This window comes from Paenibacillus sp. TSM33 (genome assembly GCF_056099025.1).
Genome location: NZ_JBLZXB010000010.1, coordinates 1,347,092 through 1,372,425, shown reverse-complemented (window position 1 = coordinate 1,372,425; position 25,334 = coordinate 1,347,092). Strand labels below are relative to the sequence as shown.

Genomic DNA, 25,334 nt, shown 5'->3' with positions numbered 1-25,334 from the left:
ACCGTAACTCACTCTCTTTTTAACAATCAAGGAATTAATTTCGTTTCTTTCGCTCGCTCTGCCATTTTCTTCGTATGTTTGCTGAGCGGCTTCTTAAGTACTAATCCAAACAAGAAGCAAATTCCGATAAACACAAACAGCATCGCTACATCTCGTGTTACCGTTGAAGGCAACATCCCTCCTACCGTTTCCCGCAGCAGACTAACCGCATAGGTGAATGGTACGAACGGATTTAGGGTCTGAAAGAAAGCTGTACTCGTCGCTATAGGAAATGTGCCCCCTGAACTGGAGAATTGGAGCACCAGCAGGATGACTGCCAGACCCTTCCCGATATTGCCGAACACCGAAACCAAAGTATAGGTCATGGCCGTAAACACTAGACTGATCAGCATAGAGGAGAGTACAAATGCTACTTTGGCATCCACATATGTTCCCAGCAGGAACAAATCACCGAGAGATACGCTAAGCGCCTGAAAAATACCAATTGTGGAAAACGTCATAAGTCGTCCGAAATACACCTGGTAGCTTTTATATTGACCTTCTGGGTCATCCACATCTACCCTGAACATGGAGACCAGTAGCATCGCACCTACCCAAATCGATAAGGTAGTATAAAAAGGCGACATCGCAGAGCCATAGTTAGGAATCGGGTATATCCGCTCCTGCTTCAGCGATACTGGACTGCCAAGAAAATCACTTTCTTTTTTTACGTCCCCTTTAAGCAATGCAATCGCTCTGCCAAGTGCATTTTCGCCCTTAAGCTTGCGGATTGTGTCTGCGGCCTGACGTATGGAATCCTCCGCAGCAGGAAGATCGGTTCTCACAAAATTGGCAACCTGGTGTACCGCTTTTTCAGCCTCAGGAAATTTGTTTTCAATCAAATCCGCCATGCTAACAAACTGTTGTTCCGCTTTCGGCAAATCATTACGTACAAAGTCTGCCGCCTGATGAATTTTACTTTTTACTGTTGGCAAATCGTGCTTCACGAAGTCTGCCGCTTTATTCACAGCATTCGTAAACTCGCCCATACGTCCCTGAATCGTCGTAGCGGCTTCATGCAGCTTTTGACGATATTGTGGCAAGTCCTGTTGAAGACGTGTTAGTTCTTGCTGCCCGAATTCAGCTGCGGCCTGTGCATCATTTAATAGCTTTTCAATATTCGGGAGCTGCTCTTGAGCTGTGGTCAACACATTGGCAGAATTGCGGGCAACAGATTTGATTTGATCCAGCGCCTTTTGAATAGCAGGTGCATATTCCGTATCATAATTGTCCAAAATGCTGTCGATTCCGCTACTGATTTCTCCTGCAAGGCGATCAGCGTCATCCAGCAGATTTTGGGCAGGCTTCTCACCACGCTGAATAGCATCCCCGATGCTTGTAACCGTGCTATTCAATCGGCGAAAGCGATCCTCTACCCCGTTTACCCGGGAAATAAGTGAATTCAGTGGCTGACTAGGCAAATACCCATTCACACGGTTCAGCAATTGAGAAATATGATCCAGCACACCTACGGCAGTCGTGAGCCTGCCGCTAATCCGATTCGCCGCAGCTTGTGCTGCTTTAGGATCAAAATCCACACCACGAATGATGCCTGTAATCTGTGAAACTTCATTCGCAATTTGTTGCACCAGCTGTAAATCTTCTTTAACTATGGTTCCGATCGAATCAAGTGCACCTTCGTTTTTATCCAGAAAGTCAAGTATACCAGTTGTAAAATTCTTGCCTGTATCGGCTATTTTCTGTACTTCCGGCAGTGCTGTCCGGGCAGCATTAATGACTTTAAGAGCCGTTTGCGTGTCCTCCAAGGCGGTAGCGAGTGCACTTTCTACCTTACTGAAATTCTGATCCAGCTCAACAATTCGATCACCGGCTTTTTGAATATCGGGCAGTTTTTTTTGTATATCCAAAATAACTGCGGCCACCTTGTCCAGCTCAGGCAGGTTTTTGTCAATTTTAAGCACCAGGTCGCCAGCACGGTTGATTTCAGGAATTTTTTCCTTCAATTCAATGATCTTTTGACCCTGAGCCTTAATTTTTGGTAAATTCTTCTCCAGCTCCAATGCCTGCTTACCCAACCGATCGATATCAGGCAATCGATTATTCAGCTCTAGCACCCGATTTTCAATGTTCCGAATCGTCGGCAGCTCCTCTTCCAGCTTTACTCCGGCTTCCTTCAATTTCGTCAAAACCGCCTGACTGGCCGTTTCAATAAAGTTTTGGCTAATTTGGTTTGTCAGAGAGGTTGCACCTGAAGATGTAATTTTCGGAGCTACTGCATTGATTTTTTCATTCACCGCATAATCAATCTCCGGCTTTTGCGGATTTTCCGTCAACACACTCGTAATTTTCTCTGAAAAATCCTTTGGAATTAGCAGACTGGCATAATAATCACCGTTCAGCACCCCTTTTCGTGCTTCTGCTTCATTGACAAAAGTCCAACCCAGCTTCTTGTTATTTTGAAGGCTATGTATAACCTCGTCACCGATATTAATCTTTTTACCATTCACCTCAGCCCCCTGATCTTGGCTGGTTACTGCAATTTTAATTCCAGATGTATTCGCATATGGGTCCCACATTGCTTTCAAATTCACCCATGCATAGACGGAAGGTAAAAGAATGATGCCAATGACTAATAAAGTCCCGGTCGATACTTTGAATACATTTCTCCAGTCTGTTAAGTAGATTTGCCATATCTTCCGCAACTTCACCACTCCTCATATGTACATTAACCTTTCGTCCAGTGTTGTATGCACACGTATTGTAAACGATTTGAGCGGCAGAAGCGAATATTATAAAATGATTGTTAAAAAGCGTACGGCTCTTTTACAGATCATACGCTTTTTATGAAATCCCTTTTACTTAATTCCGAATTCCATTTGCAGGTATAGCTTCCAGTGAGTAGAATACACCCTTTTTATTGATTTTTCCCACAACGGTAGCTGCACCTTTTTTCAAGAATGTATATTCGTTTTTCTTTATTTGCACGGTATATCCCTTCAGATTAACTCCAAAAAGGGATTGCACTTTCGACTTGGCGGCTGAAAGCGCCTGATTTTTGCTGAGCTTGGGCTTAGCAAATGCTTTGGCAAAATCCCTATCTCCATCCCAGTCCATGCCATGCTCATTTTTTACAGCCCATACTTTACCGGTTTTCACGCCGATCTGTACGCTGTTTGTGTCGCTCTCATCCCTGAATTGCCAGATGGTATCGTTGTCATCCCGCTGACGAAGCGTATATTCAAACGGTTTGATTGTAGGAATACCCAGTGTTTTTAGCGAACGGTTCGCTTTGTTGATCAGGGCAGCTTTAACGTCTTTGAGTGAATACAAAAAACTGGCCGTTATTTTATTTCCTTGATCAAGGTGGATATAAAGGCTTTGGCTTTTCCCCCATAGCACCCAGTAATTTTTGAATCCTCCTTCGTCAATCGGGGAATATACACGCCAGATGGCCTCTATTTTGAAAACTTTATCGGTATCGAATGTTTTCAGAAATGACGCAACTTTAGTGCGCAAATTAGGGGCCATCACCTTATCCATATCAGCGGCCTTATAAATGATACTGGTGGACTGCACGATTCCTTTCTTGGAATCATACTCTTGGCTAAAATCTGCATTTGCTGTCCCTTTCAAGGTACCGTAAACCGTCCATGCGTCAGAAGTAGTGCCCGCACTTGTAAACTCTATCGTTTGTTTCCCTGCTAATGTGTTTAGGACATCCGTTAGACGCTTAGTGGCGGTTGGGTCCAGGTTAACAGAAGTTTGTGCATTTGAAGCTGTGGTTGTGGCAGCAGCGGGTTGCTGTGCCATTGTAACTGGAGCCGTTCCCAACAGGATTGAGAGTGCTGCGACTGTAGCTGTGATAGAATTCCATTTGTTCATTTCGTCGATTCCTCCTGTGTCTATAAATACTCATAGGATACAAGTACACATATTCCTTAGACGTGACACAAAAGTAAAAAGTTGCTGAATCCAAAAGAAGCCCCTCAGGCCTAGATGATAGGCTCAAGGAGCTTCTGATGCACAACATTATCCATTCTTCAGCAATCTGGCCGGCGAAAATCCTGCGCCATGACGTAGCTTCCGCTTTTCCAGCCGTTTGTGCAACGAACGGTTATACAGAACCTGGATGACAAAATACGAAATTATGCCCAGCACGATACCAAAAATGGACATGCCGATCAGGATATGGAGGCCTCCGTGCAGTAAGTCTCTGAATACAGACCAGTTGCCGTGAAAAAGCTCCATAAAAGAATGCTCGTGAAGTCGACCGCCCCTGACATGTACCGGATAATGTGATGGATAAATCCAAGCTCCCAGTTGCTTGGCGAATGGCATCAGTACAATCGGCAAAAAGGTCAGCTTGCCTACAACATTACCCACAATGGCCGCAGGCAACGAACCACCAGACAGCCGAACAATCGGATAAAACACGAGGTACACCAGAGAGGCCGTGGAAATTACGATCATCTCCAGGCCAAAGCCAATGGCGAAGCCCAAAGAGATTTTTTTAACTCCACCAGGGGCGCGCAACAGCTTAATAAAATTCAGACGAATCGCCCGCCATATATTTTGAAACACATTGTATTTCTTCTTTGATTTATGAGGTTTGAGCCTTTTCGGATTGAACTTTATCAATAGGAGGACTCCTTCAACAGTACAAATTCAAGTTTAGGAATGAGTTCAAATAACTCCCCATCCTTACTTAGTCTATACTGTCATTATAACCCTCAGCGTTCGAAAAGCAATGCTATTCCGCCTGTTTCGCTATTTTAGAACATAATTCGCTTATTGACATCGCTGGATAGAGGTACAAGGTCCCAAATCTCAGCCGCGTATTGCTGGATTGTACAATCACTGGAGAATTTCCCGGAATGGGCCATATTTACAATAGCACGTCGTGTCCACTCCGAAGGATTGCGATACACCTGTTCAATATGAACCTGTGTATCTACATAAGCTGCAAAATCCTTGAGCACAAAGTATTCATCATTATGATCAATCAGAGATTGATAGATGGCCTCAAATTCCCGTTCATGCCGTGTAAAAGGAGCGTCGTTCACCAGTTGATCCAGCACTTCACGCAATCTTTCATCACTGTTGGCTGTTTTGCGTGCCGAATACTGTCCATTCCGATAATAGTCTTCAATCTGATCTACCTTCAATCCAAAAATGAACATGTTGGCATCGCCTACCATTTCATGCATTTCAACATTAGCTCCGTCCAATGTACCCAGTGTGAGCGCGCCGTTCATCATAAATTTCATGTTCCCTGTACCTGATGCTTCCTTGCCTGCCGTAGAAATCTGTTCACTGACATCCGCCGCAGGAATAATCAGCTCTGCCAGCGAGACCGAATAATTTTCAAGAAAAACGACTTTCAGCTTGTCCTTAACATCTACATCCCGATTGATCGTGTCCGCCACATTATTTATGAGCTTAATCGTCTGTTTGGCGAGAAAATAACCGGGGGCTGCTTTCGCGCCAAAAATAAATGTGCGTGGCGTAACATCCAGCGCAGGATTACTTTTGAGCTGGTTATATAGATGCATCACATGCAAAATATTGAGCAGCTGTCGCTTATATCCGTGCAACCGTTTGACCTGCACATCAAAAATGGAGGATGTATCCATCCGTACGCCCTGTTTTGCAAACACATGCTCAGCAAGCCTGACTTTATTATTTCGCTTAATCGCCTGAATCCGTTCTTGGAACGATTCGTCCCCGCTGTAACGTAGCAGGTCAATGAGCTCGCGTGGACGGGTTCTCCAGCGTGTACCGATAGTCTCATCATACAAGCTTGCCAGCTCCGGGTTGGCGTGCATCAGCCAGCGTCTATGGGCAATCCCGTTTGTTTTATTATTAAACCGGTCAGGATACAATTCATGAAAGGACTTCATCTCTCGTTCCTTCAAGATTTGCGTATGCAATGCAGCCACCCCATTCACACTGTAGCTGCCAACGATGGCCATATGAGCCATGCGTATTTGTTCACCGTGAATAATCGCCATTTCACCAATCTTGGTATCCTGACCCGGATAACGCTCTAATAGCATAGCGCAATAACGTTTGTTCATTTCTTCAATGATCAAGTAAATCCGAGGAAGCAGTTCTCTCACCATGTTGACGGGCCATTGTTCCAGCGCCTCACTTAATATCGTATGATTCGTATATGAAACGGTCCGTGTCGTAATATCCCATGCTTCGTCCCACCCTAACCCTTTCACGTCCATCAAAATACGCATCAGTTCCGGTATAACCAGCGTCGGATGGGTATCGTTAATGTGCAGTGCTATTTTTTCGGGCAATTGGCTGTAAGGTAAACGAAGCTTCTCGAACGTACGCAAAATACTTTGTAATCCGGCCGAGCACAGGAAATACTGCTGCTTCAAGCGAAGCAGCTTGCCCTCATAATTAGAATCATCCGGATAGAGAAATGCCGAGATGGATTCTACCGATCGATTGTAATCGAGAAAGCGGTAATAACCGCCCTCGCCTCGAATCGGTCCTCGAACGGGATCAAGCGCGGATTCCGCACTCCAAATTCGTAGCGTATTCACCTGCGCATGACCATAGCCGACCAGCGGAATATCGTAAGGGACAGCCCAGACCGTCTCGGCATCCTGTGTCTCGAACACAAGACGCCCCTCCTGTTCACGAGTTTCCACACGTCCCCAAAAATGAACCTCGACCTTTTTGTCAGGACGACGTTCCTCCCATACATTCCCTTTCTGTAGCCAATAGTCTGGCAGCTCGACCTGGTTTCCGTCTACAATACGCTGCTCAAACAGACCATATTTATATCGAATCCCACAGCCATGCCCTGCATAACCAAGGGATGCTAATGAGTCCATGAAGCAAGCTGCCAGACGACCAAGACCGCCATTGCCTAGCCCTGCGTCCGCTTCCTGTTCCTCGATTTCCTCCAGATCCCAGCCCAATTCCCCTAATGCCTGCCGAACCATATCCAATACACCCAAATTCAGCAGATTACTACCCAATAGACGACCTATTAAAAATTCCAATGAAAAATAATAAATCTGCTTCTCTTGTCCTTCTTTGTAGGCTTGGTTCGTTTCTGCCCAATTCTTGCCGACTTGTTCACGAATCATGCCGCCCAAAACCTTATATACGTCTTCCGACTGAGCCTCCTGCATCGGTTTACCCAGTCTTCCGACTAGTTGCTCTCGAAAGGCCTGCTTAAATGCTTCTTTATTGCTGAACAAAGTGGTACCTCCTGTTAATTCCGTTTTAATGGCTAAGTATGATCTTTTAAATCACGCTATTCTTGGCAATCACATAGGGAACTCTAATGTCTCCAATCAGAGTTCGATCTGGTGAAAGCTGCACATCCTTATCTAAAACCACATTCTGCACAACTGCGCCTTTACGGATGATGCATTTTTGCATAATAATCGAGTTACTTACCCGCGCACCTTCCTCTACTTGCACGCCACGAAAAAGAATGCTGTTCTCGACCTTTCCCCCAATGGTGCAGCCATTGGCAACAAGGGAGTGATCCACCTCGGCGCTGTACGTATAACGAGTCGGCGCTTCATACTTGATTTTGGTATGCACCGGCTGATTCTGGAACAGGGCTTGATACTGCTCCTGATCCAGCAGTTTCATGCTATTTTTATAGTAGCTCTCGATAGAATTAATAACTGCATGATAACCATCATAGCGATACGCATAGATGCGCAGGCCACTTGGATTTTTCTGAATCGCATCGCGAAAGAAATGATTATCCTGATGAGCAATGCAATGCTTTACCTGATCCAGATACAAGCTTTTGTCCATCACAAACATTTCTAGATAAATATTATGATGATCCTGCTCCTGATGAATACCGGTCACTCGTCCGCTGTCGTCAATCTCCAGCCGTACACACGGTGCATGCTCAGTTTCGAGCTGGTGAATGGGTTTATATACGAGGGTGACATCCGCATTCTTTTCCAGATGATATCGGTATACATCCTCTAAATCAACCTTGTTGATATGCTGTGTTCCTGCATGAACAATGGTTTGCCCCGATGAGCGATGGAAAAAATCCAGATTATTGTGCACATGCTGCAAGTCCCCACGTGATGTGTCCGTGGGATCGTTCCAATCCGGTGGCAAAATAAACAACCCACCCCTTCTGCGGTCTAAATCCCATGGCCGACCTTCACCCAAATGATCCAGCAGCGAACGGTATTTCCGGCGGATAAACAGTGCAATATCCTGCATCCCTGCATGCATCATATTGGATAAGGTGAAATCAATGAGCCGATATCGACTAGCAAAGGGTACTGCGGCCCCACACCGGAAATAAGTCAACTCCTTCAATTGATCCAATTCGTGATCCAGGTTGATCACTCCAATGAGTCGGCTCATAGCGGACACCTTCCTTATCCGGGTTATATTCGTGCATGAAGCTGGCTTTCCTGATCGAACAAAACAATCTCATCCAAGCTATCTTCAGGTCCGATGACTGCGTTGTCTTCAATAACCATGTTCTCATTCACGATCACCCGGTGAATACGTACATTGCGTCCGATTTTTACATTCGGCATGATGACAGAATCGGTTATAACGCTCCCTTCACCGATTTCAACCCCATAAAACAGTACGGAGTGCCGTACTTCTCCATCCACCATGCAACCTTCATTTACGATGCTGTTTTTCAGAATCGCCCGTTGGGTGATATACTGGGCGGGTTGATTGGGACTCCGGGTATAAATGCGCCAGAAAGGGTCATTCAGATCTAGCGGTGGGTCCTGAACCAGAAGATCCATATTAGACTCCCATAAGCTCTGAATTGTGCCTACATCCTTCCAGTATCCAGCAAACGGGTACGCATACAGCGACCGACCATGCTGAAGCAATAGCGGAATAATGTCTTTGCCAAAATCGTGTGAAGATTCAGAATCACTTGCGCTTTCCAGTAAATAGTGACGCAACACATCCCATTTGAATAAATAAATACCCATAGAGGCCAATGTGCTTTTCGGCTGTTCAGGTTTCTCCTCAAAGTCGTAAATCCTCAGGTCCTCGTCGGCGTTCAGTATCCCGAATCGTTGGGCCTCCTGAATGGTTACATTGATGACAGAAATGGTGCAATCGGCTCCCTTTTCCTTGTGATAGTGGAGCATTCGACTGTAATCCATTTTATAAATGTGATCCCCTGACAGGATGAGTACATGTTCGGGGTCATACTGATCCAGGAAATGCAGGTTCCGGTAAATCGCATCCGCTGTACCCCGGTACCAGTTGTTTCCATTCTCTTTCTCGTGCGGTGGTAAGACGAAAACTCCTCCATCCAGGCGATCCAAATCCCAGTCGCTGCCTACGCCGATATAGGAATGAAGCACCAATGGCTCATATTGGGTCAATACGCCCACGGTGTCTATCCCCGAATGAGAGCAGTTGCTGAGAGGGAAATCAATAATGCGATAAGTTCCTCCAAAAAATACTGCCGGTTTGGCCAGTGTGCGGGTCAGTCCTTTGAGTCTTTTGCCTTGTCCGCCGGCGAGCAGCATGGCAACCACTTCCTTCTTTCTCATAACAAAGACCTCCCTGTCATGTGCGTCTGAAGCAATTGTGGCAGGATATTTGATAATATCCATTAAACGTGAAAAGACAGTCGTAATCGTTTCATTACCGAGGGAACGGGTAAGATGTGATGGAAAGGGTAAATCATAGTTATGCAGAACGAGTGCAAGGAATCACTAAATCGTAAAATCCCGTTCATCATTTCACATTTTGGATGCTTTTTAGGCATTAGTGTATGACAACATGATCATAAGGAGGCGTTATTGATGAAGAATAAAAAATGGGTAGTAGCAGCATTGGGAATGGGTGTTACGTATCTGATGAAAAATAAAGGAGCACGTGATAAGCTGTTGAATAAGGTTCAGACGGTGGTCAACCGTGCAAAAACATCTGCAAAATCATAATTGTAAAATTTAAAGCAAGAACTATATGAGCCTCTCTGAAAAATTGTTCAGGGAGGCTCTACTCTGACGCTACTCTGCAACCACGAACAACGCACAACATATCGGTTCGAGGCAGTATCATTAGACGATCAGGCATTCTCCTTCTGTTCTTCTACTTCCATGATATGTTCAATGGTAAAGGTTCGATGCGTGCATTCGGAGGAACGGTACGCTTCTAGAAGACCCGTGGTGCGAATGTTTTCTTTATTCACCTTCTTGAAGGTATGAGTAATCTCTACTTTGCCCTTGAAAGGAAAAAAAGACAAGCCTACCGTCTGATCCGATAACCACTCAGCCCGAACCCGTCCGCTTTCATGACGAACAGCCGGGAAGCTCAAACCTTCAGCAAACCATTCATAATCTGCTGTAGGGGTACCCGGCTCTCGGCTGCACAAAAACAGACTCAATTCGTCGCAAAACAACATTCTCCGTACATCTGTCCGCACTTGATGTTCGAAGGTTACACTGCATGTCAGCTCCTGTTTGAGCCTCTGGCGACGCTGTTCCTCTGCCTCTTGATAAGCATGCGCAATCTGCTTGTCCTGAGCTTTTTCGTGCTCGGTCCGTCCGACGAGCTCCTTGTACATCAAGCTGCACAGCAACGCCGCATACACATTCTCTTGTTCGACTTCGTCAATCCCGAGACGGTAAAAAACAAAACGTGGACTAAGCGGAAAGTCGATAAACGTATAAGGTGCTGACACATAATCATTCCAGAAAGGAGCAGCGTCCAGCTTAATCCACCCCCGGTCATGCTCCCTCGCTGCATATATAAAATCCTGTTTATGACGTCTATTTTTGAAGGCACTGTCTTCCCACTGTGAAGCCAACTCACCTGAAATACGGGCATGGTCATGCTGCGTCGTCATGATATAAGCTTGGTCCGTTTCATAAATAACCATATGCTATCCCCTTCCATTAGGCGCCTATCTGATATGTGTACAAACTTTCTGATCGAAGGCCATGGTTATGTTTACCTCCATTCATTATATCAGGATAAGGGTAAAAAGGCAGTGAAGTTTTCTCCAGCCTACTTTCAATTACCCCGCAGATTCTTCAATCGAAACTGCTGCGGACTCATTCCTTCCAGATCACGGAACACCTTGTTAAAATGCTTGGCATTGTCAAAGCCCACAGTAGCCGCAATTTCATAAATCTTGCCCTCTTGACACACCAGCAGTTTTTTGGCTTCTGCAATGCGCAGCCTCTTTAAATATTGAACAAAACTACGACCTGTATAGGCCTTGAACGCCTGACTGAAATACGTATAATTCAAGGATACGGCATTAGATACTACCGCCATGTTCAAATCCTCGCTGAAATGAGCATGGATATACTGGATAGCACGGGGCATGCTGCCGCTTCTATCAGCAATCGCACCAGCAAACTCCGTTCTCCCAGTCAATCTATCTAGCTCCCCGCTATCAACACGATCGTTTAATAGAGAATTCCTTTGCTGCAATTCTTCGTTCAAAACTGCTAGCGCACCGAACAGTTCCTCTCTCACGATCGGTTTCAGCAAATACTCCCGCGCTCCGCAACGAATCGCTTCGCGCGCATACTGGAATTCGTCATATCCACTGAGAATGATCACCAAAGGTCTATCTCTTGGCTCCAGCTTGCAAATATGCTGCATCAGCATAATTCCATCCATCACCGGCATACGGATATCCGTTATCACCAACTCGGGTGAAAACTCCTTTACATGCTGCCAGGCTTCTCCTCCGTCCTTGACCAGTACGCATTCATAGAAACCGGAATACTCCCGTTCGATCATAGCTTGAAGTCCCATACGAATGTTCTTTTCGTCATCCGCAATCAACAGCTTGGTTGTCATGGTCTGCCCCCCTCGTGATGTGACGTCTAGGCAAAATAAGGGTTACTGTCGTCGATTGTCCAGGAATGCTGTCCAGTTTTATGCCATATCCCGTGCCATACTGCATGCTCAAACGGCGATGCACATTATACAAACCGATCCCCCCATTCATCCCGGGCTTACGGGAATCCATATCCGTCTGTACCAGACCAGCCATGATGGCGTTTTTTCCTTTTTCAGATATCCCCACACCGTTATCCTGTATACGCAGTTCAACGATATCCTGCTTGAAGAAGGCTTCAATGGTGATGCGCAGTGGGCTTTGTAATTCACTCCAACCGTGCTTTATTGCATTTTCGACTACAGGTTGCAGCGACATTTTCAGCATCTCCAGTTCCATGAACGTTGACGACAGGCGAATGTCCAGCTCAATTTGGTTATCATGCCGAATGTTCATAATGGCAACATAATGCTGAATATGACGGATTTCATCCCGTAATGCAACACACGGTCCAGACCATTGGAGATTATAACGCATCATCGAACCAAGGGAGGTGAGCGCATCCGACAGCGGATACTGCCGCTCCATTTCCGCCATCATTTTGAGATTTTCCAATGTATTATAGAGAAAATGGGAATCAATCTGATGCTTGAGTCCTTGTAGCTCAGCCTCTTGAGCAGCGGCCTGCTTCTGTACAGCCTCAGCAATGAGCACGTTAATCCGACTTAGCAAACTGCGAAAATATAGAGCCAGCTCCGCGACTTCTCCCCGCCCATATACCGGGATTGAAAGCTGAAAGTCGCCCTCCTGCTGTACTTTTTTCATAGATTCACGCAGTGTATGCAGCTGCTTGAGAATAAGGGCGTGCAAGGTATAAGAAATGACGGACATTAGCAATATCAATATACAAATAATGAGCAGCATGGCATTGCGTTTTTGACGAAGGTCACTCAGCGGACCGTCCAGCGCCACTACATTTAGCAGATAGGCATCTAACCCTTCTATATAACGGTACAAACCAAGATAAGGCTTATTCCCATAGGTAAAGTCAAAAACACCACCCTGTCCCTGAACTCGGGACTGTAACAGATGGTGCACATCGGACAGAGGGATTGGAATGGGGCCGGATTGAAAGGAATCCGCAGCAATGTTCGTAGAAGATACTGATTCTCCACCGTTTGAGATGGAATTCTTGCCGTTCAGAATGAACATTTGCCATGCATATTCACGTTGCGGGGTACCGAATACTTTAGGTGAAAAGAGCTCCAGCCTCATGCTTGTTTCTACCAAGCCTGCGTGTTTTCCCCCACTAGCCTGAATTTCACGCAGCAATGCCATATACCGTACCGCTTCACTTTCCTGCCCTGCTTGCCCCTGCAATAAGCTCTTAGGTCCCTTATATATATCCCACCATATTCTTCCTTGCTGATGTTGAGCCGTTGTCAGCCAGGAAGCCTTAGGCAGGCGTGATTCATTGAAAATCATAGGCCATATTTCATGGGCTTGCGGATTACTCGTATACAGCCGGATATTCTCAATGTTGGGATTGCTGTAGAGCAGGTGCTGTAAATTGGGAAACACATTTAAATTAAATTGAACCAGCTCATCGCTGCTTATTTCACGTTCCTCGGTTAGATAATGAAGTACGTTGCGATCTGAAATCGCAAGCTGTGCGGTCCGCTCCATAATTTCCATATTACTGTGAATCTGGGCCAGTTCTGTATCGAGTACATACTGATTTTGTACGGTAATGTCGTGCATGGTGTTCTCGTACAATTGATGAAAGGTATAAAGCGAAAACACTACAACCGGGATTAAAATGACTCCGATATAAGCGACAATGAGCTTGACTTGAAGAGAGCAACCGCCTAGCTGATCGGCCGTATCCGTCAGCCACTGCCATATGTGACGGCGCAGCAGGCTCTTCATCTGAAAACGTACACGGCCTGACATGAAATCACATCCTCAGCAATCAATAGATAAAGTATTGAACGAAATCATTTCGTGAACTGTTCTATTTTCTTAAGGTTTTCCTCATAGGCTTTTTGCTGATAAGCCAATACCTTGTCATAGCCTGCTTTTCTACGGTCTTCCAAAAAACGGGCAAACAACTGGTCAAATTCCTCATCCGAAGAAGCCAGCAACAGCTTCGGTAATGCCTTACCCCAAATTTTGTCTATTTGGCCTGACGCAATGCCTTCTGCCGAGGTTCCGGTCGGTTTGATATTTTCATATTGGGAGAAGCTGTGAGTCTTGCCTTTCGTCCAATCTTCCGGCTGCTTATACGGTTCGACGCTGGGCGGCGCCCACTGCAAACTCATATTTGTATCCATCAGCATCCAGAAGGTGGAGGAGGCGCCATACTTTTTGTCAAAAGCAGAGCGATCCTTGTTCAGTAGCTCCAGTACCTCTGGCTTGAAAGCAGGCTTACCGTTAACTATGTCCCACAGCTTTCCCTGCTCCCCCAGATACAGATCACGGTTCCCTTCCTCACTAATCAGATAAGTCAGAAACTCAATAGCCCGCTCCTTGTCTTTCACATCCTTCGAAATAAGTGTCACTGTCCATCCGGAAATGCCTGGCCCAGCCAGCGTTGGCGGCTCCAGCTTACTGTTGGAAGGTCCATCCACTGCAATGTAGACGGAGTTGGGATCTTTCGCATGCAATGTCACCTGTTGTGTAGCAAAATCAGACCGCTGATATAGCATGGCAAAAAACCGTCCCTGTGCCACCTTTTCTTCCATTTGCGGACGTTTGTCGATAAATACGTCCTTGGCGATCAGGCCCTGCTCATTGGCTTGGCGGAATGTTTTGAGCCAGCGAATGTACTCTTTGTCCGAACGACGGTCATATAGTTTTCCGTCCCTCTCGTGAGGAATGGCAAGAAAGTTAAGTAAATAGTCTTCAAAAGAATAATTTCCGTTATCCGTAAATTCGTGAAACCCTATCGGAATCAGCGGCTGACCGTTCACCTCCGGAAATTTCTCTTTCGCCTTTTGAAGCGCTTTCAAAAATCCTTCCGGTGTTCTCATATCCGGCTTGCCAATCGCCTCGTACATATCCTTACGAACCATAAACGTTTGATTGGAGACAAAATTTTGGCCGTATTTTTGGTAATCCTGCGGTGAAGAGGACGCGTTAGGATACCCATATACATTTCCGTCTGTTTGACGATACCAGGACATTTTCGCAGGATCAGCCACTTTAAGCAAATACGGATCGTATTTCTCAGCCAGCTTATTAAGTGGAAGGACCATCTTGCCCTCAATCATTTTCTTGACCGCATCTTCTCCCCAACTGAGCGTGACAAAATCAGGCAGCTTGCCGGAGGCGAGCATGGTATTCAGCTTTTCATTTTCATTTCCTGCGGGTACGATAAAATTAACACTGACCCCGGTCTTTTGTGTCACATACTTCGAAGTCATATCCGTCCCCCACTTGTTTGGAAACCAGGAAAAATTCAAATACCAGTCAAACGTAATCGGCTCTGTATCCGCCTTCCAGCCCGGCGCATCTGCCGTAGCCTTTGTCTTCTCATCTTTCAATTCCGTGGCAGCGCCATTGCCACCGGACGTACATCCCACGAGCGGTCCTACCAGCAGAACAACAGCCAACAGCCCCTTTTGCCATTTACGAATGTTCATCATAAATCTCCCCCTTAGATGATGTGCTAGCCCTTAACCGAGCCGATCATTAGCCCTTTGACAAAATATTTTTGCAGGAATGGGTATACCAGCACAATCGGCAGTGTCGTTATGACCATCGTCGCCAGCTTGATCGATTGTGAAGTAACGGACTGGGCGACAATCCCGGGTGCGGCAGACATCATTTGATTTGAGCTGGATTGGGCAACAACCCGGTACAAATAGGTCTGAATCGGCTGAAGATCCGTATTATTGATATAGATCATTCCTGTAAAATAATCGTTCCACTGGTACACCCCATGAAACAAGGCAATTGTCGCTACTACTGGCATGGATACAGGAAGCACAATCCGGCAAAAGATGCCGAAATCGTTGGCTCCGTCTATTTTCGCCGCTTCCTCCAGTGCATCCGGCAGTTCCCGAAAAAAAGCCATAAAAATAATAAGGTCGAAAAAGCTGAACATCGCAGGAATAATGTACACCCAAAAGCTGTCCAGTAGCCCGAGATCACGAATCAGCAAATACGTTGGAATCAAACCCCCACCAAAAAACAGGGTAATGGTGCCGATCAGCATATACAGCTTACGCCCGATCAGCTCTCTACGGGAATATGCATATGCAATCATGGCGGTAAAAAACACATGTACAATCGTGCCGATTAGCGTCTTGGCGACCGTTACTCCCATCGCAGTCATAATGCCGCTGTTGGCAAATACAGCCTGAAAGCTGCTGAGACTAAAGAGTCTCGGCCACCAGTAAATACCGCCTCGCATTGCGTCTGCCCCTTCGTTAAAGGAGTTCACCAGCACATACCACACGGGATATAACGTTACAAAACAAATGACCAGCATAAAAACGTTGTTAAATAAATCGAATATCGCTTCGCCTGCTGTTCTGCGTCGCAATAGCTGCATACATCCGTCCTCCTTCAAAATAGAGAGGTATTATTCATCCGTTTGGTTACAGAATTGGCTATCAGCAGCAAAATGAGAGCAAGAACCGATTTCAGCAATCCTACCGCAGTAGAATACGAGAAGCGTCCCTGCTGAATGCCCACCTGATATACATAAATATCAACTACATTACTTGCACTTTCATTTAACGAGTTACGCAGGACAAGAATTTGATCAAAGTTGGAGTTCAATATGCCGCTGACCGCTAAAATAAACAAAATGGATATTGTGCCCTTGATGGCGGGAAGTGTGACGTACCACATTTTCTGAAACCGTCCTGCTCCATCAATGGTGGCTGCTTCGTACATGTCCGTAGATACGCCCGCCATGGCTGCCAAATAGATAATGGCTGACCATCCAAGCTCCTTCCAGATATCCGAGCTGACGACGATAGCCCAAAAATAGCTCGGCTCCGCTAGATAACTAATCGGTTGGTCGATCCAGCCCCAAGCCAGCAACAGTTGATTGATTAGCCCGGTATCTGCCAGCCATGTGGTTAAAATCCCGCCAAGAATGACCCATGATAGAAAGTGAGGAAGGTACGAAATGGTCTGAATGGATTTTTTGAACCGCGTAGACCGGATCTCATTCAGAAACAGCGCAAATACAATAGGTAACGGGAACCCGATCGCCAGCTTGAGCAGACTAATGCCCAGTGTATTTTTGACAATGTACCAGAAGTTATCATCCTCCAAGAAGGCACGAAAATGTTCTAATCCTGCCCAAGGTGCGCTTGATATAGTACCAATAATGTCAAAATGTTTAAAAGCAATCAAAATGCCGTACATCGGGATGTAATGGAAAATAATCATCCATACCACACCAAGCAGCGCCATGATTTGCAAATGTCTTTGTTGAGCCCATCTGCGCGCTAGTGATGTCCCCTTCCTCGATCGAACCGACGGCTGTGGCTGTGGATTTTTCCATCCTGTACTCATGCAGAAGACCTCCCTTCTTTTTGTTGTAAGCACTTACATTTATTATTTTAGAGGCTTCTGCTTCTAATGAGTAGTACTGGATTTTTTGATTTTGGTGTCTAAAGTTCAGGTGAAGATAGGACAATACGCAAAAAAATTATTCCAGACCTTGGATTTTCTATTTCTATTAATTTACGAATAAGACTATCAGATGGTACGATAAGACTATACGAAATTCCAATCATTACCTATGTACCTAGATCAGGAGGATTAAGAATGGAAGAATTAGTTCGTTCGATTCAGAAACAGGTTCGGATTAAAAGGTTTGCCTGCTGGGCAGGGTTCTTCATGTTTGGCCTGTGTACTTTAGTCGGCGTGGCAGCTCAGGAATGGTTTATGACCCTCCTGGGGCTCGGGATGACAGTCCTATCGATTTATGGTTTAACCATGCTGCGTGGTATGACAAAGTTAAGTAAAGAGTATCAGCCAGGAAAGGGCTACGGTTATTATCGCCGTACGGCACAACAAAAGTTGCGTTATTTGACTTGGGGACAATGGTTACTCGGCGGCTTTATCGTCTTGATGTTCTTTATATATCACGTTCGCCTTAGTGCTTTTCTTATAGCTATCTTGGGGATCTTGACCATTCAGTTCAGTATCAAAAAACGAATTAAAAATCATCAGGAGCCTGACGTCACAGAGTTGGATGAGTTTGTACGGATGGGGATTGTCTCTCCGCATGAGCAAACCATTGGAGTGTATAAAGATTTCCTACACCTTAGCCATACGTTTCAGGGTAACCAAATTGTTATCGTTACGGACAAACGGCTGATATCTGTGTTTGTAGAGGAACAGGGTCGTGCGGTGAAAACGGAGATGCTGCTTTCGGGTATAAACAAAATACGCGCCATGGGTACGGGGTTTCAGGGTCAAGGTTTACTGCTGTCTGTAAGCAACCGTGACCATAACGAGCTTCACATTCATATGGTCGGGAAAAGCATTTACTTTTCTCCAGAGCAATTCGTGGGCTGCTTGCTACGAGCACTGGACGCAGCATTAAAAATTGGATCATACAGTACAGAAGAAACATTCCCCGCTTACCAACAGACAAGGATTTCATTGCATCCATTAGAACAAGGTTTGTTGCACAAGCCTACAACCGCTTAAATATTCCTCATAAAAAACGCTAAATAGCAAGCAAGCCCTGTCTTAATAAGCTTACTTGCTATTTGGTTAATCAAAACATCCTACTTTTTACCATTCTAACTTATTAATGATTAGCTCCATGATAAAACACAGTGATGAGATCATGACTAGTAACAAACACCAACAAACTAAACAGACTGAGCGACAACGGGCGTGAAATCAATTTTTTCATCCTTTAACACTCCTTTTAGAATAGTTATATATTGGTCTTGCTGTGTTGCCGTAGCTTGGGATCTGAAAATCTCAAATATAGCAGTACATTTCCTAAACTCATGCTCATGTTCCATACCCAGAGTATCGGACAGCTTGAGAGATTGCAGGATATAGCCCAACGCAACCCTAAACTGCCGCAGTTTTATATAATAAAGAGCCAGCTGATAGCAGAAGCGAAAATAATATGAAACATTCACAGGCTCTTCAAAATATTTAAAATCCTCAATTTGTTCGGCAAATGATTCAAGCACACGCTCCAAAGGATAGTCGTGTCTGGTCGCTCCCTCAACAATGGAAAGAAGTCCTGGTAACAGCTCTTCCGGATTGTCACGAAGAAATTGAACGTATTCCTGCAACACTTCGGAACGACCTGACAAAATATCAAGAGCATATAAATTGGCTCTCGCAGCATGGCGATAATATTCCACTTCTGCTTCTCCATATGGATCGAGACCATTAAACCAGCCCAACTCTGCATATTTTTCGATACAATCTCGGGCGGCCTCATACTTACCTTGTTTTTGGAAGGCCATGCCTTTCATAAGATGACTGTAGCCGTAGTAATAGACTAACGGCCGTTTGGTATGTATAGGTTGTATTGGTTTCTTGCGCGCTTTGTAGAGCTGCAATTCCTGATACTGCTGGTTGACATGGTAATATAACTGGTCGCATAAAGCGATCATATGGGTACCATCCATAAACGAAAAGGACAGCTTAATCATGTTAACAAGTGTGTCTAGATCTGTGATGTCGGAGTGAACAAGATCATCCACCCTCCCCACCTCCTTGTCCGACTTTTATACTCATCAAACAAACCATGATCTATATCCCAACCAAAAATAACTTAATTACGTTTTTATTACGCAATTAAGTTATATCATAAAATCAGACATGTGGCAAGGAAATTATAATATATTCCAATTTTCAAAATGTAGATGCCTATAGAGCATTCATTTGTTCAGTTCCATGTGAAGCAACTGAAATGCCCGGCCTGATCCATCCAGCGCAGATCGCCCTGTTTGTACAAAGCCATAATGTCTGTAGAAAGCATGCGCCTTCTCGTTTTGCTCATTCACATCTACTTTGAGGTGCGTCCCTTTTATTTTTTCAGCATGCTGAATGAGTCGGCTGCCTATGTGCTGTCCATGCCGTTCCGGGTCGACAAACAGCATCTCTATTTTCAGTCCGTCCAGCCCGATAAAGCCCGTCGGCTCCTGGTGTTCAGTCCATTCCATCCAAACTTCAAGTTCTCTTAAAGCGCCGTTACTTACGATGTGATGGTAAAATTGAATATCCTCTTCAGACAAAAATGTGTGCGTTTGGCGTACTGCCCGATGCCAAATATCTACGAGTTGATCATGATTTTCTTCCCGATAAGCAATAATTTCATGTGGCACTTGTATTTCCCCCTTATGCAAATATCCATATAGCATGTTTTGCAGTAAGTTTAACATGTGTATTTAGAAGCATTCAAACACAAAAAGGAGGCGGATTCTTCCGCCTCCTTTTTGTTACAACCCTTTACAATGTAACACCATTTTTGAAGATAGCAAGCTCCCTGAAATTGTTTTTCTCATTATTCACCCAAGTTCCACTGGCTACATCAATAATGTAATCGACAAAGTTGCGTAGCGCATCTTCCATACTGACATCCTCCACCAGTGAACCAGCGTTATAGTCGATCCAGTGAGGTTTAGCCTTATATAGCGAAGAGTTGGTCGACACCTTCATCGTCGGAACGAAGGAGCCAAAAGGCGTGCCGCGCCCGGTTGTGAATATGACGAGCTGACAGCCAGCTGCAGCAAGCGCCGAAGAAGCAACCAGATCGTTCCCCGGTGCGCTGAGCAGATTAAGTCCCTTGGTCTTGAGACGCTCTCCGTACTGAATGACGTCGGTGACCGTGGAGGACCCGGATTTTTGCGTACAGCCTAGTGATTTATCCTCCAGTGTCGTGATGCCGCCTGCTTTATTGCCTGGTGACGGATTTTCGTATACTGGCTGCTTATAATCCAGAAAATATTGTTTAAAATCGTTAATCAAATGTACGATCTTATCGAATACTTGCTCATCGGCAGCGCGTTCCATTAAAATCGTCTCCGCGCCGAACATTTCGGGCACCTCCGTCAGTACGGTCGTTCCACCCTGTGCTGCCATATAATCCGACAGTCGTCCAAGCAGTGGATTGGCAGTAATACCCGACAGGCCGTCAGATCCACCGCATTTCAAGCCGATATTCAGCTCAGACAAAGGTACAGGCTCCCGTCGATCTTCTTGCACAGCTGCAAAAATTTCATGAAGCAGCCTTACCCCTTCCTCCACTTCATCCGACACTTCCTGGGAAAGCAAAAACTTCACCCGCTCCGCGTCATATTCACCGATGGCTTCTTTGAATTCCTTCATCTCATTGTTCTCACAACCCAAACCAAGTACTAGTACACCACCCGCATTCGCGTGTTTCACAGCATCAATCAAAATCGTGCGTGTATGTGCATGGTCGTCGCCCAACTGAGAACAACCGTAGTTATGCTTGAGCACAAGCGCGTTTTCAAAAGGTGAGATATCTCCCACTTCCTGCTTAAAACGATTTAAAATGAGTTCGGCAATTCCGTTCACACAGCCGACTGTCGGCACAATCCACAACTCATTGCGAATCCCTACACGACCATCCTTGCGCCGAAATCCTTGAAACGTCCGACTCTCCTGTTCATATATATGAGGAGCTGGCTTAGGCTTGTAAGTATACTCCTCCACACCGGTCAGATTCGTTTTCGTATTATGCGTATGCACATGTTGACCTGCCTGAATGGGCTGAATGGCATGACCGATGGGATATCCGTATTTCAGGACATGCCCACCTTCAGGGATGTCCTGCAACGCAATTTTGTGCCCACGCGCTACATCCTCGGCCAGCTCCACGCATTGTTCTTTTTGTGCTCCCCATGCCAGCGTCTCTCCCTGCTTATAATCACGCAAAGCGACAGCCACGTTATCTTGATCATGAATTTGAATGAATTCCAGCATTCCGGTCTCCTCCTTGCTTATGCTCCGGGTACGCTGTTCCCGGTTAGAGAATCGAGCGTCTCCTTCATTCCTCTGCTTGTAATTTCATACACGTGCTGCGCCGTTTGGTCAGCCAGCCCTTCAATCTGATTCAGATCTTGACCCCACCATGTTTGTTTGCGAAGTACCTGCTCGGTCAATTGCTTCGCTCCGGCAAGAGTTCCGTCATACGTACTCCACAGTTCGCCAAACGTGCTCAATACTTCCGCTTCGTCTGCCAATGCAATCGACTCGCCATTTCTGTCTCCCCGATAAAATACAAGTAAGGACGCCAGCGAAAATACGATTTTGGCAGGCAACGCTTTACGTTGTGCCACATACTGTAGCAAGGATGGCAAGTTCCGTGTCTTGAACTTGGACACCGAATTCAATGAGATGCTCATAACATAATGACTTACATAGGGATTACGGAACCGTTCAATCACATCGTCGGCATATACATTCAATTCCGCTTCTGGCGAATCCAGTGTCGGAATAATTTCTTCTCGAATCAACGACTGGATATATTCGCCGATAACATTATGCTCGACCGCTTGCCCCACCGTATCCAGGCCATATAAATAGGCTACAGGTGTAAGCGCCGTATGTGCCCCATTCAAAATACGCACCTTCCGTGTACGATATGGCGCCATATCGTCAACGATCAGTACATTCAATCCGGCCAAATGAGCAGGTAATTCTTCTTTAAGCCACTGTGGCCCTTCAATAACCCATAAATGATACTGTTCGCCCACAACAACCAAATCGTCCTTGTAACCCAATTCCGCTTGGATTTCATGAATCCGGTCTTTGGGATAACCAGGTACAATCCGATCCACCAAACTGTTGCAGAACGTATTTGCTTTCTCTAACCATGCAATAAACTCAGCCCCAAGGTTCCATTGGTTCGCATATTTCAGCACGATTTCCTTGAGAGCGTCTCCATTACGGTCGATGAGTTCGCACGGAATAATGACCAGTCCCTTGCTTTGATCGGCCCCGAAAAATTGAAAGCGCTTGTACAGAAAGGCGGTCAGTTTGCCTGGAAAGCTTTTTTGCGGGCGATCTTCCAATTGATCCTCAGGTTCATAAGCGATTCCTGCCTCCGTCGTGTTCGAAACAATAAAGCGCAGCTCCGGCTTTTGGGATAATGCTTCATACTCCAAAAATTCCGGGCCGTAAGGATTAATTCCACGAGTGACGCACTCCACAACGGTATGCTCCTTCATGGCCTGCCCATCTTTAATTCCTTCAAGGATAACCGTATAGAGACCATCCTGCACGTTAAGCTTCTCCACAAGGCCTCCTGGCTGCGGTTGTACAATCACAACTCCTGTATTCCATTCTGCCAGCTTATTCATTTTGTCAAATTGCCAGTCTACAAAAGCACGTAGGAAGTTTCCTTCCCCGAATTGCAGCACCCTTTCGGGAAACGGTTCTGTAACAATAAAACTTTTTCTGTTTAATTGGTCTAATTCATCTACTTGTTTCATTCGGAGTAGCCTCCCACTAGTACCATAATGATTTCACCGTTATTTTATCACAATGCACACGTTAACAAAATAGTTTTATCAATATTTTTAGTTTAAAAAAATAATAATGACAATAATATGAACACGTTAACATGTATGTTTATATAAAACTTTGCAAGTATATCTTCCTTCTTGTGTTGTTTCGTACCTGTTCCAAGACGGTTAAGGCTAACTATTACCCTATCCCGAGAACCTTGTTCATATATACATTCAGTAGAATAGACGTAAGAAAGCACGGGCAGGATAACACTACTTACTAGGCAGGAGGAGCATCTATGAAGACAATCGCAGATACTATTGTACAAGTTTTGGTCAATGCAGGGGTCAAGCGGATCTATGGCATCGTTGGAGATTCATTGAATAATATGGTTGATTCCATTCGTAGTAATGGTCAAATTGAATGGATTCATGTAAGGCACGAAGAAGTGGCTGCCTTTGCAGCTGGAGCAGATGCAACCCTTAGTGGCAGCATTGCCGTATGTGCCGGTAGTAGTGGTCCCGGAAATCTGCATTTGATTAACGGTTTATATGATTGTCACCGCAATCGGGTGCCTGTATTGGCTATTGCGGCTCATATTCCGAGTGATGAAATCGGAAGTGAATATTTTCAGGCTACGCACCCCGAGCATCTGTTTGGAGAATGCAGTCACTTTTGTGAGGTAATCACGACACCGCGTCAAATCCCAAGAACAGTGACTATGGCTATTCAGGAGGCAGTTTCACGTTCAGGTGTTTCCGTCATTGTTCTTCCCGGTGACGTAGCAGCTTTGGAGGCGGAAAAGGTGCCCACCCCTCAACATGTCTATCATCCCACAGCACCTGTCGTCCATCCATCCGCTTCTGAAATTTCCCGGCTGGCCGAATATTTAAATAACGGTAAACGAATTACGTTGCTATGTGGCGCTGGCTGTGCTCAATCTCACGACTTGCTTATGCAGCTGTGCGACAAGCTAAAGTCTCCCATGGTATCCGCTCTGCGAGGCAAGGAATATCTGGAATATGACAATCCTTATTATGCTGGATTGACGGGGCTGATCGGGTATTCTTCCGGATACCATGCCTTGATGGATTGTGATGTCCTGCTCATGCTTGGAACAGACTTTCCTTATCGACAATTTTATCCTGAAGATGCGATTGTTCTACAGGTAGATATAGAGCCGTCCCATCTCGGCAGACGTACTCCGTTGACGTATGGTTTATGCGGGGATGTAAAGGCAACGTTGGAAATGCTGCTTCCTCATTTAACATCAGAGCATGATTCGAAGCATCTAGAAAAAACCGTCCCCCATTATGCCAAGGTACGCCAGGAGCTGGACGATCTGGCGGTTGGTAAACCAGGTCATATGCCCATTCATCCGCAATATCTTGCCAAGGTTATCAGTGATACCGCCCAGGAAAATGCTATTTTCACTTGTGATGTCGGTACTCCCACAGTATGGGCAGCGCGTTATTTGCAAATGAACGGTCAGCGCCGACTTCTCGGTTCCTTCAATCATGGTACGATGGCAAATGCACTCCCGCAGGCGATCGGTGCGCAGGCCACTGAGCCTGACCGACAGGTGATTGCCCTCTCAGGTGATGGCGGACTCACGATGCTGATGGGCGACCTGCTCACCCTAAAACAGCATCAACTGCCTGTAAAAGTTATTGTTTTCAACAATGGCGCTCTTGGCTTTGTCGAGTTGGAAATGAAAGCAGCCGGTTTTCTGGAAAATGGAACTGAACTGGTTAACCCTGATTTTGGTGCTGTAGCGCAAGCCATGGGACTTAAGGGCATTCGGGTTGAAGATCCGACCATGCTGGAGGATGCCATTCAGCAAGCATTGGCTCATGATGGCCCTGTTGTGGTAGATGTGGTGGTGAACCGTCAGGAACTATCCATGCCACCTAAAATTAATCTTAAGCAAGCAGAAGGCTTTACACTGTGGATGATGAAAGCCGTGCTGAACGGACGCGGAGACGAGATTGTTGAACTGGCTAAAACCAATCTCCTTCGTTAAAAACATGACAAAGCAGTGCTCATTTCAACAAAAAAG

19 protein-coding genes are annotated in these 25,334 nt (G+C 45.6%); 3 read left to right on the top strand and 16 right to left on the bottom strand.

Annotated features, from left to right (window positions below; translation table 11 throughout):
• Nucleotides 1-26: 26 nt before the first annotated feature.
• The 6 genes from ACN6NF_RS10365 to ACN6NF_RS10340 all read right to left on the bottom strand — a co-directional run bounded on the left by ACN6NF_RS10365 (nt 27) and on the right by ACN6NF_RS10340 (nt 9,545).
• Entirely contained in the window at nt 27-2,702 is a 2,676-nt protein-coding gene (locus ACN6NF_RS10365; protein WP_474317381.1) for a YhgE/Pip domain-containing protein, read from the bottom strand.
• 157 nt (nt 2,703-2,859) lie between these two features.
• On the bottom strand, nt 2,860-3,882 hold the full coding sequence (locus tag ACN6NF_RS10360; protein ID WP_474317378.1) for a hypothetical protein: 1,023 nt from the start codon (nt 3,880-3,882) through the stop codon (nt 2,860-2,862).
• 147 nt (nt 3,883-4,029) lie between these two features.
• Complete coding sequence (locus tag ACN6NF_RS10355; RefSeq protein ID WP_165079943.1) at nt 4,030-4,638, bottom strand: DUF2062 domain-containing protein; 609 nt, start codon at nt 4,636-4,638, stop codon at nt 4,030-4,032.
• 134 nt (nt 4,639-4,772) lie between these two features.
• On the bottom strand, nt 4,773-7,226 hold the full coding sequence (locus ACN6NF_RS10350) for a glycogen/starch/alpha-glucan phosphorylase (RefSeq protein WP_474317376.1): 2,454 nt from the start codon (nt 7,224-7,226) through the stop codon (nt 4,773-4,775).
• Between the two features lie 46 nt (nt 7,227-7,272).
• A complete protein-coding gene (glgD, locus tag ACN6NF_RS10345; RefSeq protein ID WP_474317374.1) occupies nt 7,273-8,376 on the bottom strand; it encodes a glucose-1-phosphate adenylyltransferase subunit GlgD in 1,104 nt (367 codons plus the stop codon).
• A gap of 23 nt (nt 8,377-8,399) precedes the next feature.
• Nucleotides 8,400-9,545: a glucose-1-phosphate adenylyltransferase gene (locus tag ACN6NF_RS10340; protein WP_474317372.1), complete on the bottom strand. Its 1,146-nt coding sequence runs from the start codon at nt 9,543-9,545 to the stop codon at nt 8,400-8,402.
• A 255-nt stretch (nt 9,546-9,800) separates the two neighbouring features.
• Here ACN6NF_RS10340 and ACN6NF_RS10335 point away from each other — a divergent pair, with 255 nt between their 5' ends.
• A complete protein-coding gene (locus ACN6NF_RS10335; protein WP_474317371.1) occupies nt 9,801-9,938 on the top strand; it encodes a hypothetical protein in 138 nt (45 codons plus the stop codon).
• A 128-nt stretch (nt 9,939-10,066) separates the two neighbouring features.
• Here ACN6NF_RS10335 and ACN6NF_RS10330 read toward each other — a convergent pair whose 3' ends face one another.
• The 6 genes from ACN6NF_RS10330 to ACN6NF_RS10305 all read right to left on the bottom strand — a co-directional run bounded on the left by ACN6NF_RS10330 (nt 10,067) and on the right by ACN6NF_RS10305 (nt 17,329).
• The gene (locus tag ACN6NF_RS10330; protein ID WP_474317368.1) at nt 10,067-10,879 is read right to left on the bottom strand and encodes a DUF3891 family protein; all 813 of its coding nucleotides are present in this window, start codon (nt 10,877-10,879) and stop codon (nt 10,067-10,069) included.
• A gap of 134 nt (nt 10,880-11,013) precedes the next feature.
• A complete protein-coding gene (locus ACN6NF_RS10325; protein ID WP_474317366.1) occupies nt 11,014-11,814 on the bottom strand; it encodes a response regulator transcription factor in 801 nt (266 codons plus the stop codon).
• Nucleotides 11,786-13,747 carry a sensor histidine kinase gene (locus ACN6NF_RS10320; RefSeq protein ID WP_474317364.1) on the bottom strand — a complete coding sequence of 654 codons (1,962 nt, stop codon included), beginning with the start codon at nt 13,745-13,747 and terminating at the stop codon, nt 11,786-11,788. The genes ACN6NF_RS10325 and ACN6NF_RS10320 overlap by 29 nt, the downstream gene beginning before the upstream one ends.
• 44 nt (nt 13,748-13,791) lie before the next feature.
• Nucleotides 13,792-15,438 (bottom strand): type 2 periplasmic-binding domain-containing protein, encoded by a 1,647-nt coding sequence (locus tag ACN6NF_RS10315; RefSeq protein WP_474317362.1) that lies wholly within the window; start codon nt 15,436-15,438, stop codon nt 13,792-13,794.
• A 26-nt stretch (nt 15,439-15,464) separates the two neighbouring features.
• Entirely contained in the window at nt 15,465-16,352 is an 888-nt protein-coding gene (locus tag ACN6NF_RS10310; protein WP_474317359.1) for a carbohydrate ABC transporter permease, read from the bottom strand.
• Between the two features lie 14 nt (nt 16,353-16,366).
• Nucleotides 16,367-17,329, bottom strand: a complete 963-nt coding sequence (locus ACN6NF_RS10305; RefSeq protein WP_474317357.1) for an ABC transporter permease — start codon at nt 17,327-17,329, stop codon at nt 16,367-16,369.
• Nucleotides 17,330-17,584: 255 nt separating this feature from the next.
• Here ACN6NF_RS10305 and ACN6NF_RS10300 point away from each other — a divergent pair, with 255 nt between their 5' ends.
• A complete protein-coding gene (locus ACN6NF_RS10300; protein ID WP_474317356.1) occupies nt 17,585-18,475 on the top strand; it encodes a hypothetical protein in 891 nt (296 codons plus the stop codon).
• A 167-nt stretch (nt 18,476-18,642) separates the two neighbouring features.
• Here ACN6NF_RS10300 and ACN6NF_RS10295 read toward each other — a convergent pair whose 3' ends face one another.
• The 4 genes from ACN6NF_RS10295 to ACN6NF_RS10280 all read right to left on the bottom strand — a co-directional run bounded on the left by ACN6NF_RS10295 (nt 18,643) and on the right by ACN6NF_RS10280 (nt 23,259).
• Nucleotides 18,643-19,500 (bottom strand): DNA-binding protein, encoded by an 858-nt coding sequence (locus tag ACN6NF_RS10295; protein ID WP_474317353.1) that lies wholly within the window; start codon nt 19,498-19,500, stop codon nt 18,643-18,645.
• A gap of 177 nt (nt 19,501-19,677) precedes the next feature.
• A complete protein-coding gene (locus tag ACN6NF_RS10290; RefSeq protein ID WP_474317352.1) occupies nt 19,678-20,124 on the bottom strand; it encodes a GNAT family N-acetyltransferase in 447 nt (148 codons plus the stop codon).
• Between the two features lie 124 nt (nt 20,125-20,248).
• Nucleotides 20,249-21,748: a UxaA family hydrolase gene (locus ACN6NF_RS10285; protein WP_474317350.1), complete on the bottom strand. Its 1,500-nt coding sequence runs from the start codon at nt 21,746-21,748 to the stop codon at nt 20,249-20,251.
• A 17-nt stretch (nt 21,749-21,765) separates the two neighbouring features.
• Nucleotides 21,766-23,259, bottom strand: coding sequence for a tagaturonate reductase (locus tag ACN6NF_RS10280; RefSeq protein ID WP_474317348.1), 1,494 nt, complete (start codon nt 23,257-23,259; stop codon nt 21,766-21,768).
• Nucleotides 23,260-23,573: 314 nt separating this feature from the next.
• Between ACN6NF_RS10280 and poxB the strand changes: the two genes are divergently transcribed.
• Complete coding sequence (gene poxB / locus ACN6NF_RS10275; protein ID WP_474317345.1) at nt 23,574-25,298, top strand: ubiquinone-dependent pyruvate dehydrogenase; 1,725 nt, start codon at nt 23,574-23,576, stop codon at nt 25,296-25,298.
• The last annotated feature ends 36 nt before the right edge of the window (nt 25,299-25,334 follow it).

Bases quoted from the DNA above. Each gene is read 5' to 3' on its own strand.
- ACN6NF_RS10360 (WP_474317378.1), bottom strand. From the start codon at position 3,882: ATGAACAAATGGAATTCTATCACAGCTACAGTCGCAGCACTCTCAATC.
- glgD (WP_474317374.1), bottom strand. From the start codon at position 8,376: ATGAGCCGACTCATTGGAGTGATCAACCTGGATCACGAATTGGATCAA.
- ACN6NF_RS10340 (WP_474317372.1), bottom strand. From the start codon at position 9,545: ATGAGAAAGAAGGAAGTGGTTGCCATGCTGCTCGCCGGCGGACAAGGC.
- ACN6NF_RS10335 (WP_474317371.1), top strand. From the start codon at position 9,801: ATGAAGAATAAAAAATGGGTAGTAGCAGCATTGGGAATGGGTGTTACG.
- ACN6NF_RS10330 (WP_474317368.1), bottom strand. From the start codon at position 10,879: ATGGTTATTTATGAAACGGACCAAGCTTATATCATGACGACGCAGCAT.
- ACN6NF_RS10325 (WP_474317366.1), bottom strand. From the start codon at position 11,814: ATGACAACCAAGCTGTTGATTGCGGATGACGAAAAGAACATTCGTATG.
- ACN6NF_RS10320 (WP_474317364.1), bottom strand. From the start codon at position 13,747: ATGTCAGGCCGTGTACGTTTTCAGATGAAGAGCCTGCTGCGCCGTCAC.
- ACN6NF_RS10315 (WP_474317362.1), bottom strand. From the start codon at position 15,438: ATGAACATTCGTAAATGGCAAAAGGGGCTGTTGGCTGTTGTTCTGCTG.
- ACN6NF_RS10310 (WP_474317359.1), bottom strand. From the start codon at position 16,352: ATGCAGCTATTGCGACGCAGAACAGCAGGCGAAGCGATATTCGATTTA.
- ACN6NF_RS10305 (WP_474317357.1), bottom strand. From the start codon at position 17,329: ATGAGTACAGGATGGAAAAATCCACAGCCACAGCCGTCGGTTCGATCG.
- ACN6NF_RS10300 (WP_474317356.1), top strand. From the start codon at position 17,585: ATGGAAGAATTAGTTCGTTCGATTCAGAAACAGGTTCGGATTAAAAGG.
- ACN6NF_RS10285 (WP_474317350.1), bottom strand. From the start codon at position 21,748: ATGCTGGAATTCATTCAAATTCATGATCAAGATAACGTGGCTGTCGCT.
- ACN6NF_RS10280 (WP_474317348.1), bottom strand. From the start codon at position 23,259: ATGAAACAAGTAGATGAATTAGACCAATTAAACAGAAAAAGTTTTATT.
- poxB (WP_474317345.1), top strand. From the start codon at position 23,574: ATGAAGACAATCGCAGATACTATTGTACAAGTTTTGGTCAATGCAGGG.